Genomic DNA, 13,605 nt, shown 5'->3' on the forward strand with positions numbered 1-13,605 from the left:
TTTCGGGACGATGTTCATTGCTTGACGCTGCCCGCGCTCAGGCCGGACTGCCAGTAGCGCTGCATGAGCAGGAAGGCGATGACGAGCGGGACGATGGTGAGCAGCGAGCCGGTCAGCACCAGGTGGTACACCGGCTGGGCGCCGGCACCGGAGGCCTGCGCGCTCCACTGGTTGAGCCCGACGGTGAGCGGGTACCACTTCGGTTCGCTGAGCATGATCAACGGCAGGAAGTAGTTGTTCCAGGTGGATACCACGGTGAACAGCGCCACCGTGACGATCCCGGGCGCGAGCTGGCGCAGCGTCACGGTGAGGAAGATCCTGATCTCCCCCGCGCCGTCGATCCGCGCCGCCTCCAGCAGCTCGTCCGGGATCGCTTCGGAGGCATACACCCAGATCAGGTAGAGACCGAACGGGCTGATGAGCGACGGGATGATGATCGCCAGCGGCGTGTTGGTGAGGCCGAGTTCGCTGAACATCAGGAAGGTCGGCACCGCGAGCGCCGTACCCGGGACGGCGACCGCGCCGAGCACGACCGCGAACACCGCGCGGCGGCCGGGAAAGCGGTACTTGGCCAGGCCGTATCCCGCGGCGGTGGCGAGAATGGTCGCTCCCCCGGCGCCGACCACGACGTAGAGCAGCGTGTTCCCCAGCCAGCGCAGGAAGATCCCGTTGTCGTAGGTGAAGGTCTCGCCGATGTTCTCGAACAGCGCGAACGGTCCGCCGAACGACAGTCCCGAGGTGGTGAACAGGGCGGACTGCGTCTTGGTCGCGTTGATCACCAGCCACACCAGCGGCACGAGCGTGTAGATCAGGTACAACGCCATGACGGCGGTGAGGACGCGTGACTTCCGGGGCCGCGTCACCGAGAACGTGGCCATCACATCCCCTTCCGGGAGCCGCGCAGCTGCACGACATAGGCGATGATCGCGGTGATCACGCCCATCACGATCGCGACGGTGGCGGAGTAGTTGTACTGCTGCGCGCCGAAGGAAAGGTTGTAGGCGTACATGTTCGGCGTGTAGAAGGTGCCGATCACGTTGGGCGCCAAGGTGCGCATGATGTTCGGCTCGTTGAAGAGCTGGAAACTGCCGATGATCGAGAAGATCGTGGCGATGACGATCGCCCCGCGTAGTGCGGGCAGCTTCACGCTCAGGATGGTGCGGAACGCGCCGGCGCCGTCGATCGCCGCGGCCTCGAACTGTTCCTTCGGGATCACCTTCAGCGCGGAGTAGAAGATCAGCATGTTGTAGCCGACGAACTCCCACGTGACGACGTTGCCGATGGAGGCGAGCATCCAGTTGTCCGACAACGGTTTGACCACGTCGCGGCCGAGCAGGTGGTTCAGGTCGGCCGCCAGTCCGAAGTGGTCGCCATAGATGAAGCCCCACATCAGCGCGGCGACCACGGCGGGCACTGCGTAGGGCAAGAAGATCACGACCCGGAAGAAGCCGGACGCGTGCAGGCGGGCGCTGTCGATGGCGAGTGCCGCGATCAGCGCGAGCACCAGCATGATCGGCACCTGCACGGCGAGGAACACCAGCACCCGCTGGAAGGAGTCCCAGAACTTCGGATCGGCGAGCACCTGCGCGTAGTTGTCCACCCCGACGAACGTCGTCCCGCCGAAGAAAGCCTGGTCGCGGAAGAGACTCAGCACGAACGCGTACACGATCGGCGCCAGGAACGTCAGTGCGAACACCAGCATGAACGGGGCGACGAAAAGCCAGCCGCGCCAGTTGCGACGGACTCGTCGCGTGGTGCCCGCACGGCGGGGCGGCGCCGGTGCGGGCGCGACCGCTGTGGACGTCATCGTCCCTCCGGATTCTCCGAGCGAAAGCGCGGCTCGCGAGATGTTTACGTCAACATCAGACCGGCGGAGGCTATCGTGTTGACGTGAACATGTCCAGGAACGGCCGCGGACCGTCGATGGCCGACGTCGCCAGGGAAGCCGGCGTGTCCGGCCAGACCGTCTCCCGGGTCGCGAACGGTCGGACGAACGTCGACGAGGCGACCCGAGAACGTGTGCTCGCGGCGATGCGCCGGGTGGGCTACCGGCCCAACAGCGCGGCCCGCGCACTGCGCAACGGCCGGTTCCGCAGTATCGGCGTGATCATCTCGGCGCTCGCGACCTTCGGTAACAGCCGCACCCTCGACGCGGTCGCGTCCGCGGCCGCGGGCGAAGGGTTCTCGATCATCCTCATGCCGGTGACCAGACCGTCCCAAGGCGAGGTGTCGGGCGCCTTCAGCAGACTCGACGAACAGGCCGTCGACGGCGTCATCATCCTCATCGAGCAGCACGAGCTGGACCAGAGCGAGATCGAGCTGCCCCACGGGCTTCCGGTCGTCGTCATCGACGCGGGCGGCAGGCGCGACCATCCGGTCGTCGACTTCGATCAGGCGTCCGGCGCCATCGCCGCGACCCGGCATCTGCTCGATCTCGGGCACGAGACCGTGTGGCACGTCGCCGGCCCGCCCGAGTCCTACGCGGCCGAACGCCGCCGGAAGTCTTGGCAGGAGACGCTCGAGGCGGAGGGCCGGGAAGTGCCGCCACCGCTCACCGGTGACTGGTCTTCGCGGTCCGGGTACGAACACGGCGTCCGGCTGGCGGGCGATCCCGCGGTCACCGCCGTCTTCGTCGCGAACGACCAGATGGCGCTCGGCCTGCTGCGTGCGATGCACGAAAAGGGCCGGTCCGTCCCTGATGACGTGAGCGTGGTCGGCTTCGACGACATGGACGAGGCCGCCCACTTCTGGCCGCCGCTCACCACCGTCCGGCAGTCGTTCGACGCGGTCGGGAACCGGGCCGTCGCCGCGTTGCTCGCCGAGATCTCCGACGGCGCCGCGGCGGGTGCGATCAGCGTGCCGACGGAACTCGTCGTCCGGTCCAGCACCGCGCCGCCGCGGTCACGGTCGAGGAAGGACTGAAGGGCGCTTCACCGCACGTAACGAGGGGAAAGTCCCCTTCAGCCTTCGAGCACGCCGGCCGCTTTCTGCGCGGCGCCGGTGATGTTGCGGACCATGCCGCCGAAGACCACGCCATGGAACGGCGCGATCCCCTTCCAGTACGCGTGCCCGGCGAGCCCGTGCGGCTCGAACACCGCCCGCTGCCGGTAGATCGTCCCACCGTCCTCATCGGACTCGACGCCGAGTTCGAGCCAGGCGCGGCCCGGGAGCTTCATCTCCGCCCGCAGCCTCAACAGGCGCGGCCGGTCGAGGTATTCGACGCGCCACCAGTCCAGTGCCTCTCCGAGATGCAGCCGTCGCGGATCCCGCCTCCCGCGCCGCAACCCGACCCCGCCGACGAGCCGGTCCGCCCAGCCGCGGACCGACCAGGCCAGCGGGAACGAGTACCAGCCGTGTTCCCCGCCGATCGACTCGATGACGTCCCACAGCGCTTCCGGCGAGGCGTCCGTCCGCTGCTCGCGTTTGTCCTCGTAGACCGTGCCTCCCGCCCACTCCGGATCACTCGGCAGGGGGTCCGACGGCGCGGTCGACGCGTCCGACCAGCGGGTCGGCACGTCGGCGTTCCGGATCCGGGTCAGCGCCAGTTCGACGGCGTGTTCGTAGTGGGTCAGCCCCGCTTCCGGGTCGGGGATGTGCTCGGCGATGGCGTGGTCGTGACAGACCACTTCGTGCACCAGCGACTCGATCAACGGTACGGCGATCGACTTCGGCACGGGCGTGACCAGGTTGACCCACTGCGCGGAAAGCCACGGAGTCAGCACCGGAACGGGCACGACGGCTCGCCTTGGCAGACCCGCGACGACGGCGTAGCGGCGCATCATGTCCAAATAGGTCAGGACGTCTGGGCCGCCGATGTCGAACGCGCCGTTCACTTCCGGTGGCTGGTCTGCGGCGTGTACCAGGTAGTGCAGCACGTCACGGATCGCGATCGGCTGGATGCGGTTGTGCACCCACCGCGGGGTGATAATCGCGGGAAGGCGTTCGGTCAGGTAGCGCAGCATCTCGAAACTCGCCGAACCCGAGCCGATGATCACCGCGGCCTGCAGGACGACGGCGGGCACCCCGGAGTCCAGCAGGACCCTGCCGACTTCGGCGCGGGAAGCCAGATGCGGCGACAACTCCTCGTCGTCCGGCACGATGCCGCCCAGATACACCAGCCGCCGTGCGCCCGCCTTCTTCGCGGCCTCGGCGACCGTCTTCGCCGCCTCGCGGTCGATCGCGACGAAGTCCTTTCGCGCCAGGGAATGCACGAGGTAGTAGACGACCTCGCCGTCGGCCAGCGCCGTCTCGATCGAAGCCGGATCGGTGACGTCGCCGCGTTCGACCTCGACCCGGTCACGCCAGGGCTCTTCGGCGACCTTCTCCGGCGAGCGAGCCACCACGCGGACCTCGTGACCCGCTTCGAGCAGTTGCGGCACCAGCCGCCCGCCGACATATCCCGTCGCTCCGAGCACCACACATCGCATTCCCCGAGTGTTCACGGTGCCAGGCGTGCTCGCACCTCCACGGTCGCGGCGATACTGCTTCGGAGGAACCGGGCGACCGTCCGCCGCTCATCGTCCCCAAGGTCGCGCCATGCGGCGGAGAAGCGCTCGCCGAGGGGCAGAAAGAACTCGGCGCCGATTTCCCGCGCCTTGTCGTGCATCCGCAACTCGACCTTGCGGCGGTCGGTCGCGCTCCGGTCCCGGTAGAGGTGCCCGGCCCGCTCCAGCCGATCCAGCACCGACGTCGTCGCCGACGCGCTCAGATGCAGCGCGCCCGCGAGCCTGCTCGGGCTCATCGGGTCCCCCATCCTGGCCGCGTCCATGATCACCGCGAGCGCGTTGAGGTCGGTCCGGTGCAGGCCGTGCGCCTCGCCGAACATCTCGGCGAACCGGTCCGATTCGACGGTCAGCTGCCGCAGCAGGAGGACGAGCAGGGCGTCCGTGACCTCCTCGGTGTCTTCAGCGCCCTTGGTCATGCCCGAAACCTCCCCTCACGCTGCCCCGTCCGGGTGACCACTCTACTATTTCGATGGTCGAACTATTCACTCGTCGAAGTAGTACTGCCACGGGAGCCATCCGCTCATGATCTCCGAAGTCGAACACCCCGCCCGCACGCGGTCACGTCTGCGCTGGCTGCTCCCCGCCCTCGTCGCGGTGGCCTGGCTGATCTTCGGCGGATTCAGCGGCCCGTATGCGGGCAAGCTGAGCCAGGTCACGGAGAACGACAGCAGCAGCTTCCTGCCCGCTTCGGCCGAAGCGACCGAGGTCGGTGAACTCCAGAAGCAGTTCTCCAGTGCCGCCGTCATCCCGGCGATCGTCGTCGCCGAACGGCCGTCGGGCCTGACCGAGGGCGACAAGCGGTTCCTCGCCGACCGGACGTCGAACGCACGGCTCGTCCCGGCTCCGGAGAGCAACGCGGGCGCGCAGGTCGTCGTGCTCCTCGACGCCACGACCGACCCCGGGGACGGGGTCGAGGCACTGCGTGACGCGCTCGCCCGTGACACACCGGATGGGCTGAAAGTGCTGGTGACCGGTCCGGCCGCGCAGGTCGCCGATCTCAAGGAGGCGTTCGGCGGGATCGACGGGCTGCTGCTCCTGGTCGCGGGCGCGGTGGTCGCGCTCATCCTGATCATCGTCTACCGAAGCCCACTGCTGCCCCTGCTCGTCCTGTTGTCGGCGGTGTTCGCGCTGGGAACGGCGAGCCTCGCGGTGTACCTGCTCGCGGATCACGACGTGCTGGCGTTGAACGGGCAGAGTCAGGGCATCCTGTTCATCCTCGTCTTCGGCGCCGCCACCGACTACGCGCTCCTGATGATCTCGCGCTATCGCGAGGAACTCAGGACGTCCGACGACGCCCGCTCCGCGCTCCGCACGGCCTGGCGCTCGACCATCGAGCCGATCGCGGCCTCCGCCGGGACCGTGATCCTCGGCGTCCTCTGCCTGCTCTTCAGCGACCTGAACTCCAACAAGGGACTCGGGCCGGTCGCCGCCATCGGCATCGGCGCGGCCTTCCTGACGACCATCACGTTCCTGCCCGCCGTCCTGGCCTTGTGCGGGCGCAACGCCTTCTGGCCCTTCCGGCCGGCGGTCGCCCCGCCGAAGGAAGAGACCGGCGGACTTTGGGGACGCGTCGCGGGCTGGATCTCCCGCGCGCCGCGCACGATCTGGATCGTCACGACCGTCGTCCTCCTCGCGGGCGGCGCGTTCCTCCCGCAGCTCAAGGCTTCCGGCACCGCGCAGTCCGACGTCTTCCTCACGCCGGTCGATTCCGTGGCGGGACAGGAAGTCCTTTCCCGCTACTTCCCCGGCGGCTCAGGCTCTCCGACCGTGATCATCGCCCCTGCCGGACAAGCCAAGACGGTGACCGAGCTGGCGCGTGTCCCCGGCGTCTCGGACGTCCGTCAAAGCGGCGAAGCGGGCGGGCTCGCGAAGATCGACGCGGTACTGGCCGATCCGCCCGACTCCGACGCGGCCGTCGCGGCCGTCCAACGGATCCGCGAAGCCGTGCACACCGTCGACGGCACCAAGGTCGGCGGGCCGACGGCGACCCTGCTCGACACCAGGGAGACCTCGGAGCACGACCGGTTGCTGATCATCCCGATCGTCCTGGTCGTGATCTTCCTCGTACTCGCCCTGCTGCTGCGGTCGCTGCTCGCGCCGCTGCTGCTGATCGGCACGGTGGTGCTGTCGTTCGCCGCGACGATGGGCGTCTCGGCGCTGGTGTTCAACCACGTCTTCGACTTCCCGGGCGCCGACCCGGTCGTCCCGCTGTTCGGCTTCGTCTTCCTTGTGGCGCTGGGGATCGACTACAACATCTTCCTGATGACCAGGGTCCGCGAGGAGGCCGGCAGAATCGGCACCCGGGACGGGACGCTGCGCGGCCTGCGTGTCACCGGCGGCGTGATCACCTCCGCGGGTGTCGTGCTCGCCGCGACGTTCGCCGCGTTGGCCGTCCTGCCGATCCTTTTCCTGGCGCAGCTGGCTTTCATCGTCGCGTTCGGCGTTCTGCTCGATACACTTCTGGTGCGCTCGCTGCTGGTACCGGCGCTGTCGGTGGACGTCGGACGGAAGATCTGGTGGCCGTCGAAGCTGGCGAAGACCGGCCGGGAATGAAAGCGGCGATCACGAGCGCGACGAGCGCGGTCGCCGAGCCGAGTCCCATGATCAGCCGGAATCCGTCATGGGACGGCACCCGCACCGGCCCGAAAGAGACGGTCAGCTGCGCGAGGATCACGCCAGCGACGGCACTGGAGACCGACGTGCCGATCGCACGCATGAGGGTGTTGAGGCTGTTCGCGGCCGCCGTCTCCGAAACCGGGACTGCGCCCATGATGAGCGCCGGCATGGCGCCGTACGCGAGCCCGATCCCCGCGCCGATCGTGGCGGACACCAGGACCAGATGCCATTCGCTCGCCATCAGGACGGTGCCGAGGCCGTAGCCGGCGGCGACCACGAGCGCGCCGAGCATCAGCGTCACCTTGGGGCCGCGGGCTTTCGTGATCCGCGCGGACAGCGGCGCGGTCAGCATCATCACCACACCGGACGGCACCAGCACAAGACCGGTGACGAGCATGGTCTGCCCGAGTCCGTAGCCGGTCGCCGCGGGCAGCTGCAGGATCTGCGGCAGCACCAGCGACTGCGCGAACATGGCGAACGCGAACACGATCGACGTCAGATTCGTCAGCAGGACCTGCCGCCGGACGGTCGTCCGCAGGTCCACCAGCGGCCGGGCCGCCCGCAGTTCCCAGCCGCCCCACAGCAGCAGGACGAGCGCGGCGGCCCCGAACAGACTCAGGGTCCGCCCGCTCGCCCAGCCCCATTGCGCGCCTTTGGAGATCGCCAGCAGCAGGCAGACCAAGGCCGTCGAAAGTCCTGCGGCGCCGACGAAATCGAACCTGCCGCCGGTGCGCACGTTCGATTCGGGAACGAACGCCAGCACGAGCGCGGTCACGACGGCGCCGAGTCCCGCCGCCGTCCAGAACAGAAGATGCCAGTCGGCGTTCTCGGCGAGCAACGCGGCCGCGGGCAGGCCGAGGGCGCCGCCGACGCCCAGTGAGGCGCTCATCGTCGCCGTCGCCGAAGCGAGCCTTTCGGGCGGGAGTTCGTCACGCATGATGCTGATCCCGAGCGGGATCACCCCGGCCGCGAAACCTTGCAGCACCCGACCGGCGACCATCGGCACCAACGTGTCGCTCAGCCCGGCGACCACCGAACCCGCGATCAGCATGCCGAGGCTGAGCAGCAGCATCCGCCGTTTGCCGTACATGTCGCCGAGCCTGCCGACCATCGGTGTCGCGACCGCGCTCGCGAGCAGCGTCGCCGTGATCACCCAGGCCGCGTCGGCGGGCGAAGCGTCCAGGAGCTCCGGCAGCTTCGGGATCAGCGGGATGACCAGGGTCTGCATCAGCGAGACCACGATCCCGCCCAGCGCTAGCACCACCACGACCACTTGTGGACGCGGCACGGGCTGAGTCATTCGAAGCCTCCGGAGGGGAGCGGGAGTGAACGACTCCAACTTAAGTCAGTTGATTGACTTATGCCAACAACCCGGGCACTGTGTGAATCACCGGACCACCACGCCGAAGGAGCCCTTGATGACGGAGCCGTTGACGACACAGAGCGATCCGGATCGGCTGCCGAGCTTCCCGTTCCCCACCGACGAGGCACTGGCGCCGCCCGCCGAATGGGCCGAGTTCCGCGCGAAGTGCCCGGTCGCCAAGGTCGCTCTCGCCAGCGGCGACGAGGCGGCGTTGATCACTCGTTACGCGGACGTCAAACGCGTCCTGTCCGACTCACGGTTCACCAGGCCGACCCCTGCGGACAACGCGGCGCGGGTCGCGGACACCGAATCGGGCGGCGTCTTCAACAGCGAGATGGCGGGCGTGATCCCTCAGCACGGCGAAGCGCATCTGAAGTGGCGCCGGATGCTCGGAAAGTGGTTCACCGCCAAGCGGATGAACGCGCTGCGGCCGCGGATGGAGGCGATGGCCGTCCAGCTGATCGACGAGATGGTCGCGAAGGGCGGACCCGCGGACCTCAAGGCGGGCGTGGCCTTCCCGCTGCCGGTGTGGGTCATCTGCGACATGCTCGGCGTCCCGGACAGCGACCGGGAACGGTTCGCCCACTGGTCCGACGTCATGCTCAGCATGACCCGCTACACCCAGGCGGAGTTCGACGTCGCGCAGGCGGAATTCGGCCGTTACATGGGCGGGCACATCGCGGCCAAGCGCGCGGAACCGGGCGAGGACATCCTGAGCGCGCTCATCACCGACACCGACGCCGACGGCGAGCGCTGGTCCGACGCGCTGCTCGTCGCGACCGGGATCGGCCTGCTCATCGCCGGGCACGAGACCACCGCGAACATGATCGCGAAGATGGTGGCGATGCTGCTGGAAGACCGCGGCCGCTGGGAAGCGCTGCTCGCGGACCGGTCGCTGATCCGCACCGCCGTCGAGGAATCCCTGCGCATGGACGCCAACGCGGGGATCGGCATGTCGCGTTACCTCACCGAGGATTTCGAGGTCGGCGGGACGATCCTGTCGTCGGGCACCACGGCGATGTGCAGCATGGCTTCCGCGAACCGCGACGAGAGCGCGTTCGAGGCCGCGGCCGACATGACGCTCGACCGGAGCCCGAATCCGCATCTGGCGTTCGGCGCCGGCGCGCACGCGTGCCTGGGACAGCCACTCGCCCGTACCGAACTGCAGGTCGTCCTCGGTGTCCTGCTGGACAAACTGCCCACGCTGGAACTCGCCGTCGCGGCGGCGGAGCTGCGCAAGGTCGAAGGGCTCGCCGTCGGCGGACTGCGGGAACTGCCCGTGCGATGGTGATGCGCATGACGAGTGAGATCACCGGGGCCCGCGCCGAACGGGCGCACGCGACGCGGGAACTGATCCTGACCGCGGCGGAGCGGCTGTTCGCCGAACACGGCGTGTTCGCGGTGTCCAACCGCCAGGTCAGCGAAGCGGCGGGACAGGGCAACAACACCGCGGTCGGCTACCACTTCGGCACCAAGGCCGATCTGGTGCGCGCGATCGCACGGAGGCATTCGGGGCAGATCGAGGAGATCCGCCGCCGGATGCTCGCCGGTGTCGGGGACAGCACGGACCTGCGCGACTGGATCGGCTGCCTGGTCACCCCGGTGGCCGAACACCTGGCCGCCCTCGGGAGTCCCACCTGGTTCGCGCGCTTCGGCGCGCAGGTGATGACCGATCCCTCGCTCCGCCCGATCATGGTCGAGGAATCGCTGACCTCGCCGTCGCTGGTTCGGATCGTCGAAGGACTCCACCGCTGCCTGCCCGAACTGCCGGCCGAGGTCCGCGCCGAGCGCGGCGACATGGCCCGCCAGCTGCTGGTCCACATGGTCGCCGAACGCGAACGCGCCCTCGCCGAGGGCACCCCCACTCCCCGGTCCACCTGGCACGACGCCGCGACCGGGCTCATCGACGCACTCGCCGGGATCTGGCTGGCACCGGTCACTCCCGGCCCGGACGAAGGAAAAGGACCATGAAGATCACCGTCGACCAGGACAAATGCTGCGGCGCCGGAACCTGCGTACTGCTCGCCCCCGACGTCTTCGACCAGCGCGAGGAGGACGGCATCGTCGTCCTCCTCGAGGACTCCCCCGGCACCGCCTCGCACGACATCGTCCGCGAGGCCGCCGACGTCTGTCCAGGCGCCGCCATCACGGTGATCGAGTGACCCTGCTCGTGGTCGGCGCCTCCGCCGCCGGCCTCGGAACGGTGGAAGCCCTGCGCCGCAAGGGTTACGCGGATCGCATCACGGTATCGGGCGCCGAGCCGCACCTTCCCTACGACCGGCCGCCCTTGTCCAAACAGGTCCTTTCCGGGCTCTGGGAGCCTTCGCGGACCCGGCTGCGGCCGCCCGAACGCCTGTCCACATTGGACGCCGAGTTCCTGCTCGGGGACGCGGCGGTCTCGCTGGACGTCCGGCAACGGACCGTCCGCACGGCCTCGGGCCGGACCCTGACCGCGGACGACGTCGTCATAGCCACGGGCCTGCGGCCGCGCACACTCCCCGGCCAGGACGGTCTCGACGGCGTTCACGTTCTCCGCACCGTCGAAGACGCGCTGGCCATCCGGACGGCTCTGCTCTCCTCCTCGCGTGCGGTGGTCGTCGGCGACGGCGTCCTCGGTACCGAGATCGCGGCGAGCGCCGCCGTCATGGGCGTCCCCGTCACCCTGGCGGGTCCGCAACCGGCGCCGCTGGCCGCCCAGTTCGGCCCGGTCGTCTCGGAACTGCTGGCGGATCTGCACACCTCCCGCGGCGTGGCCCTGCGGCTCGGCGCGGCGGTCACCGGTCTGGATGCACGCGACGGGCGGGTCACCGGCGTGCGGCTGGAAACCGGCGAGGTACTCCCCGCGGACGTCGTCGTGGTCGCGTTCGGCGCCGCACCGGCCACGGAGTGGCTCGAAGACAGCGGACTGGCGCTGGCGAACGGCGTCGTCTGCGACTCCCGATGCCGCGCGGCGGAGGGCGTCTACGCCGTGGGCGATGTGGCCCGCTGGTATCACGAAACACTCGATGTGGCCATGCGGCTGGAGAACCGGACCAACGCCACCGAGCAGGCGGGCCACGTCGCCGCGGTCTTGCTAGGCGAAGACCGGCCCTACACCCCGGTCCCCTACTTCTGGACCGACCAGTTCGACACCAAGATCCACGTGCACGGAACCCTGTTCGCGGACGCCGAGATGTCCATTGTGGAGGGCTCTGTGGCAGGCAGTCGCTTCGTCGCGCAGTACCGGCGCAATGGCGTGGTGACCGGTGTCCTGGGCTGGAACATGCCCAAACAAGCCCGGTCGCGCCGCCCGGAACTCACCGGGGTTCTCGTTGGAGGAAAGCCTTGACCACCACACCGTCGTTCCCCGCCGCCCGAGCGGCGGGGTGCCCGTTCGACCCGCCACCCGCCATCCGGTCGCTGCAAGAGGAGACGCCGCTGGCCCGGGTCCGGCTCTGGGACGACAGCACGCCATGGCTCGCGACCCGCTACGCCGACCAGCGGAAACTGCTCTCGGATCCCCGCGTCAGCGCCGATATCACCCGGCCCGGCTATCCGAGCCCGACGCCGCTGCGAGGCGGATCCATCAGTTTCATCCTGATGGACGATCCCGAACACGCCCGTCTGCGCCGGATGGTGACCGCGCCGTTCACCATCAAGCGGGTCGAGGCCATGCGGCCCGGCGTGCAGAAGATCGTGGACGACCTGATCGACGAGATGCTCGCCGGGCCGAACCCCGCCGATCTCGTCACGGCGTTCGCGCTTCCGGTGCCTTCGCTGGTGATCTGCCGGCTGCTGGGTGTCCCTTACGGCGATCACGATTTCTTCCAGGACAACAGCAACGTCCTGATCAACCGCGAGACCACCCCGGAGGCCAAGGCCACCGCGGGCGTCGCGCTGGGCGAGTACCTCGACAAGCTGATCGGCGAGAAACTCGAGAAACCCGGCGAAGACCTGCTGTCCGGTCTCACCGAGCGGATCCACGCGGGTGAGCTGACCCGGCAGGAGGCGGCCGAGATGGGCGTCCTCATGCTGATCGCCGGGCACGAGACCACCGCCAACATGATCGCGCTGGGTACGCTGGCGCTGCTCGAACACCCGGACCAGCTAGCCCTGCTCCGCGAGACGGATGACCCGAAGCTGGTCGCCTCCGCCGTCGAGGAACTGTTGCGCTACCTGCACATCACACACAACGGACGTCGTCGGGTCGCGCTCGAGGACATCGAGATCGCCGGTCAGGTCATCCGGGCGGGTGAAGGCATCATCCTGGCCAACCACATCGGCAACCGCGATCCCGACGTCTTCCCCGAGCCGGACCGGCTGGACCTCCGCCGCGACTCGCGCCGTCACGTGGCCTTCGGCTTCGGCGTGCACCAGTGTCTCGGCCAGCCGCTGGCGCGCATGGAACTGCAGGTCGTCTACAGCACGCTGTACCGGCGCGTTCCCACCCTGCGGCTCACCACCGGCCTGCCGGAGGTCAAGTTCAAGCACGACGGCTCGGTTTACGGGGTGTACGAACTGCCCGTGGCCTGGTGACCTGAGCGACCACGATCCGCTATCCGGCGCGGGGAACCGGCGCCCTGTGGGCTGCCGGAGCCCGTTCGGCCGGGTCCAGCGCAGTACGGCTGCTGGGGCGGACGCGGGCCGGTCTCCTTTCGGCGCTGTCCTCCCCCGCGACCACGACCGACCTGGCGTGTGCTCTTGGCGTGACGCCGAGCGCCGTTTCCCAGCACCTCAAGGCCCTGCGGGATAGCGGACTGGTCGCGCGCGAACGGTCCGGCCGCAGCGTCCTCTACCTGACGACCCCACTCGGTGAACGGCTGCTTTGACGATCAGAGGTCGATCAGCTCGACAGTCACCTTCGCTACATCTCCCTCCTCGATCCCTTCGGCCTTGCGGACCGCCTTCTTGACCGGCAGCACGTAGGCGCCACGCTTGGCGTCCGGGAAGATCGACGTCTTCCATTTGCTGCCGCCGATACCGACCTGGACCCGGACCGCCCCGAACCCGCGGCGGGGGCCGTCGGTGATCTCGCGGATCTCCTCGGAGATGTCCTCGGGCAGGCTCACGAAGGTCCAGGTCTCCTCGCGGCGGGCGTCCCAGACCCAGAGTTCGGCATCGAATACGACGATCATCGGTGGA

13 protein-coding genes and 1 pseudogene are annotated in these 13,605 nt (G+C 68.9%); 8 read left to right on the top strand and 6 right to left on the bottom strand.

The window, feature by feature from the left end:
* Nucleotides 1-14: 14 nt before the first annotated feature.
* Both DL990_RS40080 and DL990_RS40085 read right to left on the bottom strand, forming a co-directional pair.
* Complete coding sequence (locus DL990_RS40080; protein ID WP_125782855.1) at nucleotides 15-878, bottom strand: carbohydrate ABC transporter permease; 864 nt, start codon at nucleotides 876-878, stop codon at nucleotides 15-17.
* Nucleotides 878-1,807: a carbohydrate ABC transporter permease gene (locus DL990_RS40085; protein ID WP_199746794.1), complete on the bottom strand. Its 930-nt coding sequence runs from the start codon at nucleotides 1,805-1,807 to the stop codon at nucleotides 878-880. The genes DL990_RS40080 and DL990_RS40085 overlap by 1 nt, the downstream gene beginning before the upstream one ends.
* Nucleotides 1,808-1,896: 89 nt before the next feature.
* Here DL990_RS40085 and DL990_RS40090 point away from each other — a divergent pair, with 89 nt between their 5' ends.
* Complete coding sequence (locus DL990_RS40090) at nucleotides 1,897-2,922, top strand: LacI family DNA-binding transcriptional regulator (RefSeq protein WP_125801807.1); 1,026 nt, start codon at nucleotides 1,897-1,899, stop codon at nucleotides 2,920-2,922.
* 38 nt (nucleotides 2,923-2,960) lie between these two features.
* Here DL990_RS40090 and DL990_RS40095 read toward each other — a convergent pair whose 3' ends face one another.
* Both DL990_RS40095 and DL990_RS40100 read right to left on the bottom strand, forming a co-directional pair.
* Entirely contained in the window at nucleotides 2,961-4,427 is a 1,467-nt protein-coding gene (locus DL990_RS40095) for an SDR family oxidoreductase (protein WP_125801786.1), read from the bottom strand.
* Between the two features lie 11 nt (nucleotides 4,428-4,438).
* Nucleotides 4,439-4,921 (bottom strand): MarR family winged helix-turn-helix transcriptional regulator, encoded by a 483-nt coding sequence (locus DL990_RS40100; RefSeq protein WP_125782853.1) that lies wholly within the window; start codon nucleotides 4,919-4,921, stop codon nucleotides 4,439-4,441.
* A 106-nt stretch (nucleotides 4,922-5,027) separates the two neighbouring features.
* On the opposite strand from DL990_RS40100, the gene DL990_RS40105 reads away from it, so the two are divergent.
* Complete coding sequence (locus DL990_RS40105; RefSeq protein WP_199746795.1) at nucleotides 5,028-7,058, top strand: efflux RND transporter permease subunit; 2,031 nt, start codon at nucleotides 5,028-5,030, stop codon at nucleotides 7,056-7,058.
* On the opposite strand, the pseudogene DL990_RS40110 reads toward DL990_RS40105, so the two are convergent.
* A pseudogene (locus tag DL990_RS40110) lies at nucleotides 6,970-8,421 on the bottom strand (MFS transporter); the annotation flags it as partial. The gene DL990_RS40105 and the pseudogene DL990_RS40110 overlap by 89 nt on opposite strands.
* Nucleotides 8,422-8,539: 118 nt before the next feature.
* On the opposite strand from DL990_RS40110, the gene DL990_RS40115 reads away from it, so the two are divergent.
* The 6 genes from DL990_RS40115 to DL990_RS42075 all read left to right on the top strand — a co-directional run bounded on the left by DL990_RS40115 (nucleotide 8,540) and on the right by DL990_RS42075 (nucleotide 13,292).
* A complete protein-coding gene (locus tag DL990_RS40115) occupies nucleotides 8,540-9,775 on the top strand; it encodes a cytochrome P450 (protein ID WP_233598738.1) in 1,236 nt (411 codons plus the stop codon).
* Nucleotides 9,776-9,780: 5 nt separating this feature from the next.
* Nucleotides 9,781-10,455 (top strand): TetR/AcrR family transcriptional regulator, encoded by a 675-nt coding sequence (locus DL990_RS40120; protein ID WP_125782850.1) that lies wholly within the window; start codon nucleotides 9,781-9,783, stop codon nucleotides 10,453-10,455.
* Nucleotides 10,452-10,646: a ferredoxin gene (locus DL990_RS40125; protein WP_125782848.1), complete on the top strand. Its 195-nt coding sequence runs from the start codon at nucleotides 10,452-10,454 to the stop codon at nucleotides 10,644-10,646. The genes DL990_RS40120 and DL990_RS40125 overlap by 4 nt, the downstream gene beginning before the upstream one ends.
* The gene (locus DL990_RS40130; protein WP_233620711.1) at nucleotides 10,643-11,812 is read left to right on the top strand and encodes an NAD(P)/FAD-dependent oxidoreductase; all 1,170 of its coding nucleotides are present in this window, start codon (nucleotides 10,643-10,645) and stop codon (nucleotides 11,810-11,812) included. The genes DL990_RS40125 and DL990_RS40130 overlap by 4 nt, the downstream gene beginning before the upstream one ends.
* Nucleotides 11,809-12,999 carry a cytochrome P450 gene (locus tag DL990_RS40135; protein WP_125801787.1) on the top strand — a complete coding sequence of 397 codons (1,191 nt, stop codon included), beginning with the start codon at nucleotides 11,809-11,811 and terminating at the stop codon, nucleotides 12,997-12,999. Before DL990_RS40130 ends, DL990_RS40135 begins: the two co-directional genes overlap by 4 nt.
* Before the next feature lie 92 nt (nucleotides 13,000-13,091).
* Nucleotides 13,092-13,292, top strand: coding sequence for a helix-turn-helix transcriptional regulator (locus DL990_RS42075; RefSeq protein WP_255431436.1), 201 nt, complete (start codon nucleotides 13,092-13,094; stop codon nucleotides 13,290-13,292).
* Between the two features lie 3 nt (nucleotides 13,293-13,295).
* On the opposite strand, the gene DL990_RS40145 is transcribed toward DL990_RS42075, so the two are convergent.
* Nucleotides 13,296-13,598, bottom strand: coding sequence for a DUF1905 domain-containing protein (locus DL990_RS40145; RefSeq protein WP_125782845.1), 303 nt, complete (start codon nucleotides 13,596-13,598; stop codon nucleotides 13,296-13,298).
* Nucleotides 13,599-13,605: the final 7 nt, after the last annotated feature.

Source organism: Amycolatopsis sp. WAC 01416, from assembly GCF_003947485.1.
Taxonomy (GTDB): Bacteria; Actinomycetota; Actinomycetes; order Mycobacteriales; family Pseudonocardiaceae; genus Amycolatopsis.

Coding starts and splice junctions, on each gene's coding strand:
- DL990_RS40080 (WP_125782855.1), bottom strand. CDS start 878: ATGGCCACGTTCTCGGTGACGCGGCCCCGGAAGTCACGCGTCCTCACC.
- DL990_RS40085 (WP_199746794.1), bottom strand. CDS start 1,807: ATGACGTCCACAGCGGTCGCGCCCGCACCGGCGCCGCCCCGCCGTGCG.
- DL990_RS40090 (WP_125801807.1), top strand. CDS start 1,897: ATGTCCAGGAACGGCCGCGGACCGTCGATGGCCGACGTCGCCAGGGAA.
- DL990_RS40095 (WP_125801786.1), bottom strand. CDS start 4,427: ATGCGATGTGTGGTGCTCGGAGCGACGGGATATGTCGGCGGGCGGCTG.
- DL990_RS40100 (WP_125782853.1), bottom strand. CDS start 4,921: ATGACCAAGGGCGCTGAAGACACCGAGGAGGTCACGGACGCCCTGCTC.
- DL990_RS40105 (WP_199746795.1), top strand. CDS start 5,028: ATGATCTCCGAAGTCGAACACCCCGCCCGCACGCGGTCACGTCTGCGC.
- DL990_RS40115 (WP_233598738.1), top strand. CDS start 8,540: ATGACGGAGCCGTTGACGACACAGAGCGATCCGGATCGGCTGCCGAGC.
- DL990_RS40120 (WP_125782850.1), top strand. CDS start 9,781: ATGACGAGTGAGATCACCGGGGCCCGCGCCGAACGGGCGCACGCGACG.
- DL990_RS40125 (WP_125782848.1), top strand. CDS start 10,452: ATGAAGATCACCGTCGACCAGGACAAATGCTGCGGCGCCGGAACCTGC.
- DL990_RS40145 (WP_125782845.1), bottom strand. CDS start 13,598: ATGATCGTCGTATTCGATGCCGAACTCTGGGTCTGGGACGCCCGCCGC.